General features: G+C 46.0%; 5 protein-coding genes and 1 tRNA gene. 1 reads left to right on the forward strand and 5 read right to left on the reverse strand.

Annotation, left to right across the window (positions count from 1 at the left end):
• Positions 1-340, reverse strand: a 340-nt coding sequence (gene pgk, locus VK541_RS02600) for a phosphoglycerate kinase (protein ID WP_324366639.1), incomplete at its 3' end; no start/stop codon positions are given.
• Between the two features lie 69 nt (positions 341-409).
• The gene (gap, locus tag VK541_RS02605) at positions 410-1,423 is read right to left on the reverse strand and encodes a type I glyceraldehyde-3-phosphate dehydrogenase (protein ID WP_324366641.1); all 1,014 of its coding nucleotides are present in this window, start codon (positions 1,421-1,423) and stop codon (positions 410-412) included.
• Positions 1,424-1,871: 448 nt separating this feature from the next.
• On the opposite strand from gap, the gene VK541_RS02610 reads away from it, so the two are divergent.
• Positions 1,872-1,946, forward strand: a tRNA-Glu gene (locus VK541_RS02610).
• Between the two features lie 52 nt (positions 1,947-1,998).
• On the opposite strand, the gene VK541_RS02615 is transcribed toward VK541_RS02610, so the two are convergent.
• The 3 genes from VK541_RS02615 to VK541_RS02625 all read right to left on the reverse strand — a co-directional run.
• Positions 1,999-2,631 carry a 3'-5' exonuclease gene (locus VK541_RS02615; RefSeq protein ID WP_324366643.1) on the reverse strand — a complete coding sequence of 211 codons (633 nt, stop codon included), beginning with the start codon at positions 2,629-2,631 and terminating at the stop codon, positions 1,999-2,001.
• Positions 2,621-3,496, reverse strand: coding sequence for a hypothetical protein (locus VK541_RS02620; protein WP_324366645.1), 876 nt, complete (start codon positions 3,494-3,496; stop codon positions 2,621-2,623). The genes VK541_RS02615 and VK541_RS02620 overlap by 11 nt, the downstream gene beginning before the upstream one ends.
• A gap of 139 nt (positions 3,497-3,635) precedes the next feature.
• A partial coding sequence (locus VK541_RS02625; RefSeq protein ID WP_324366647.1) for an ABC transporter permease occupies positions 3,636-4,463 on the reverse strand: 828 nt, incomplete at its 5' end.

The raw sequence follows: 4,463 nt of genomic DNA on the forward strand, positions 1-4,463 counted from the left end.
CGGGACGCAGCATTTTTGAAGTAAGGACAGCCTGTTCGCCTATACTGTCATTGGCAAAAAGGACAGGGACGTTTGCCTGGCCGGGAGTGTTCAGCAGCTCCTGCAGATGAGGAACAAGGTGTTTTAGCGAATATTTCTCCGTCGGGCCATCTTTTGGCCGCCCCAGATGGCTCATCAGGATGACGCTGCCACCATCGGCGAGGATCTTTTTAACGGTAGGAATGGCTGCCCGCATGCGGGTATCGTCGGTAATCTCAAACTTATCGTTGAGCGGAACATTGAAATCCACCCGGATAAGGGCTTTTTCATTAGCAAAGCTGTGCTGGCTGAATTGGCTCATAGAAATATTATAAGCTGGTATAAAAAGATCCCGGTCTGTCACTTGACAGACCGGGCTTATAATGCAATCTTATTTGGAGATCAATTTGGCAAAGTAGTGCAGACTGCGAACGAGCTGGCTTACATAGCTCATTTCGTTGTCATACCAGCTGACAGTCTTGACCAGCTGCTGGTCTCCATTGGAGATGACGCGTGTTTGAGTAGCATCGTACAGCGAACCGTAACGAATACCGATGATGTCGCTGCTCACAATCTCGTCTTCGGTGTAACCAAAGCTTTCGTTGGCGGCGGCCTTCATAGCGGCATTGACTTCTTCGAGGGTAACTTTCGTCTTCAGAACAGTAACCAACTCGGTGAGGGAGCCCGTAAGGGTCGGAACACGTTGAGCACCACCATCCAGTTTACCTTTCAGGCTAGGCAATACCAGGCCAATGGCTTTGGCTGCACCAGTACTGTTGGGTACAATGTTTACAGCTGCAGCGCGCGCACGGCGAAGATCGCCTTTGGGGTGCGGAGCATCCTGTGTATTCTGGTCATTGGTATAGGCGTGGATCGTCGTCATGAGACCAGTCACGATGCCATATTTCTCTTCCAGCACCTGGGCCATTGGAGCCAGGCAGTTGGTAGTACAGGATGCACAGCTGATGATCGTTTCGGTGCCATCCAGGATATTATGGTTAACGTTGAACACGATCGTTTTGAGGTCGCCAGTAGCAGGAGCCGAGATAACAACGCGTTTTGCGCCTGCAGTGAGGTGAGCAGCAGCTTTGTCCTTATCGGTGAAAAAGCCGGTACATTCCAGAACAACATCTACATCATGCTGTTTCCAGGGAATTTCGGCAGGACTCTTCTGGGCATATATCTTAACCTCTTTGCCATTTACGACAATTGAGTTTTCAGTAGATTTAACGTCTTCCTCGAAACGGCCCTGTGCGCTGTCATACTTCAGCAGGTGAGCCAACACCTTGGGACTGGTCAAATCATTAATCGCCACTACTTCGATCCCTTCCAAACCGTGAATCTGGCGGTAAGCCAAACGCCCGATCCGGCCAAATCCATTGATAGCAACTTTTACTGTGCTCATAACGAATGTTTTGAATTTAAAATTTTGAGGAAGCGAAGTTACATTATTGCCTGCTTACGATTATGTAAATTTTTGGATATCAATTCAAAACAACGCCTAATTTTCTTAAATCCAGAGGGTTGGCCAGGCGGAATTTCGGTTGGAGATAATAGGGCAGAACACCTCCGGAGCATGCTAAATATTGCTAACGTGGTAGAAAAGGCCAAAAGTGAACAAGGCACAGGGCATGGCGCGACAGAGGCACAGGGATGACAGGTCAGAAGCTCAGGGAAAGACAGACAGAGACATCTGACCCGGATGCCGCAAGCCGGAATACGGTCCCAAAGGGTTTCAGCGCAACCGATAAAAAATTGAGAACTAAGGATGTAAAAAAATTTGGCAGATTTTCATCTTGCCTATATCTTTGCACTCCTTTCGCGGAAAACTGCGAAGGACAGCTCTAAAAAATGGCGCGTTGGTCAATCGGTTAAGACGCCTCCCTTTCACGGAGGAATGAGGGGTTCGATTCCCCTACGCGCTACCAAATGCAACAGCAAGCCCCAACTTAAAGTCGGGGCTTTTTTTATTTCCATTTATCAAATATTATCGCTTTGAGACGCAAACAGGTCAGACATGTCTCTTGACTGGGAAGACCGGCCTTTGGAATCCCGATACAAAATGCTTACGAGCTTGCCGAACAACTGAGCTGTCGCGAAGGCATCCCCCAGCGCCGTATGACGTCCCTGCACAGTTATTCCAAAATAATCGAATGCGTCCTGCGAGGCCGTGAGTTTTCTTTTGATTTTGCCAGTCAGATACAAATAAAAAAGAATGGACGACGTATCTACATAGCGATGGGAAAACCGCCGTTGAAAGTCATAGCCATTTCGGGTAAGAAAAGCATTCAGGAAGTTTACATCAAAATTGATGTTGTGACCACCCAAAATTATTTTTTCATCCCTGGAAAAATGAATATCCAGGAACTGATCCAACTGCTGCAGCACAAGGACAGGTGATACAGCCTTCTTTTTGTGTTCACTGAGGTTGATACCATTAATCTCAAGCGCCTTTTCCGTTACGTTGAGCACTCCATCATTGACAAGTATTTCTATCGACGCCCTGACCTCCAGCTCTTTCCATACGACGAGAGCAAGGGACAGCAAACTATGGCTTGCAGGATCGATGCCCCCGGTCTCAGTATCGATGAAAAGTATCTTATCAGCTTTCATTCAGCTTCTTCTTATTCAAAAAATAAAACAAAGACATCAACCGCTCGTCTCCATAGAGTGTCCAGTACCTCTTAAATTTCACATGAAAAGTAAACCATAAAATAGCCGGTGAAACAAGGATAAGCGTAGAAATTTCATGGGATGCAGGAGCAATAAATATGCCTGCCACCTTAAAAAAATAGATATAATAAAGTGTTGTAAAAAGGAAGATTAGCGATAGCGATCTGTACAAATTATACTTTGCCAGAAAGAATGGGCCGAGTGTCTTTATGTTCTCCTGGTTGCTGATGACTCCTGAGATCTTAGTGATCGAACGGTCATCATCCGGGTAATCAATGGAAAGACGGGTGTTCAGCTTGTCCAAACAATTCTGTTTTAAAACCGCATCATTCTTGAAATGATGAGGGGGACTAAAGGTGAAGATATATTCAATCAAGGTCCTGAATGGTTTGAAAAGCTCTCTAAGCTGCAAGTATGCTTTTGATGAGGACTGACGGAATATCCGGTTCCTGAGGCCGGCATAAACCCTGACTACCGGTTTATTTAGTCCTTCATCGAAGATGGCTGCCAGGAATTCATATTTTAATCTCGAAAACACCTTCACAGTATGCCCCATCAGGTAAGCCAAAATGGTGGAAATCGTCAACGCCGACTTTGGATAGCTCGTCCAATATATTTTTAAAATATTCGAGATCGTTTTCAACGCCGATAATATCACCGACTTGTCAACAGCTCCCGGTGGCACGTTGGCCATGTCGACAAACAGGCAAGGCGATAAGAGGATCAATAAAAAAATAGCCCCGGGTAGTATCAACCCCAGTATGTCGAAAAGAAAGTTTTCCAGTTTGGAGAAGAAATCATTCATCCGCCGGTAGATTTAATGGTCCGGCAAGAAAAATACAGAATCTTCAAACACGCTGAGCCGGCAAGCATTCTGAACTTTTGCACTAACTATTAACTGTCCATTGCCTTCAGCAACACAAATAGTTGATTATCAAATTAAATCATTCCATTTTCAGGCTTTTTACCGGGTTGGAAACAGCAGCTCTTATCGCCTGGAAACTGATCGTTACCAAAGTGATCACAACAGCTGCCAGGGCCGCGAGTATAAAGACCAAAGGCCCGATGCTTATCCGGTATTCATATTTCAGCAGCCATTCCTGGAGAAAATACATGGCGACCGGAGAAGCAATCACACAGCTTATGAGAACGAGGACGATAAAGTCTTTTGAAAGCAGGAACCAAACCTGGGATACAGACGCTCCCAATACCTTACGGATGCCAATCTCTTTTGTGCGCTGCTCAGCCATATGTGCAGCAAGCCCAAAAAGACCCAGACAGGAGATGAGTATGGCCAGAGTAGCAAACAGACCCTCTAATTTACCGATGAGATTTTCCAGACTGAACTTCGACGCATAGCTGTCATCGACGAATTTATATAAATAGGGATAGGAGGGATTGTATTTTCCGAATATCGGGGCCAGCCGGGAAATCGCAGTCTTTGTATTTACACGCGCCGCCAGACGATAGGTGATGATATTTCCCGAGCCCGGATCATAGATAAAAATAGTCGGTGCTGCCTGCGAAAAAGGAGAGGCCATCAGCGAATTTTTTACTATGCCGATAACTTTTACCCGCTGGGGGACGTCGTGCCAGGTAATCACCTGGTTAAGCGGATCTTTATACCTCATCCTTGTCACAGCTGCCTCGTTGAGTATTACATTGAGGGAGTCGGCAGCAAGGTTGCCTGTCCAGTTGCTCCCTATTTTAAGCTGCATACCCATTGTTTTGAAATAGTCCGCATCACTGATTGCTACGGTAGCGAGGTCTAA

Source organism: Pedobacter sp., from assembly GCF_035317785.1.
Classification (GTDB): Bacteria; Bacteroidota; Bacteroidia; order Sphingobacteriales; family Sphingobacteriaceae; genus Pedobacter.

Bases quoted from the DNA above. Each gene is read 5' to 3' on its own strand.
- gap (WP_324366641.1), bottom strand. From the start codon at position 1,423: ATGAGCACAGTAAAAGTTGCTATCAATGGATTTGGCCGGATCGGGCGT.
- VK541_RS02615 (WP_324366643.1), bottom strand. From the start codon at position 2,631: ATGAAAGCTGATAAGATACTTTTCATCGATACTGAGACCGGGGGCATC.
- VK541_RS02620 (WP_324366645.1), bottom strand. From the start codon at position 3,496: ATGAATGATTTCTTCTCCAAACTGGAAAACTTTCTTTTCGACATACTG.